The sequence below is a fragment of the Methylobacterium sp. AC832 genome, assembly GCF_979256025.1.
The window spans coordinates 1-248 of sequence record NZ_CEEDMV010000067.1 but is presented as its reverse complement, the minus strand read 5'-3'; the positions used below and the strand labels follow the sequence as shown (position 1 = coordinate 248).

The 248-nt window shown below is 63.3% G+C and carries 1 protein-coding gene; it reads right to left on the bottom strand.

Annotated elements, in window-relative coordinates; all coding sequences use genetic code 11:
- The coding region (locus AC0IXR_RS25125; protein WP_471762605.1) for an efflux RND transporter permease subunit at positions 1-248 on the bottom strand (248 nt) is incomplete at both ends.

Genomic DNA, 248 nt, shown 5'->3' with positions numbered 1-248 from the left:
CGACCACGACGATCGCGTCGTCGACGACGATACCGATCGCGAGCACCAGCCCGAACAGCGACAGGTTGTTGAGGCTGTAGCCGAGCGCCGCCAGCACCGCGAAGGTGCCGATCAGCGACACGGGGATGGCCACGATCGGGATGATCGCCGCGCGCCATTTCTGGAGGAAGACGAGGATGACGAGCACGACGAGGATCATCGCCTCGACCAAAGTATGCTTCACCGCGTCGATCGACTGGGCGATGAAC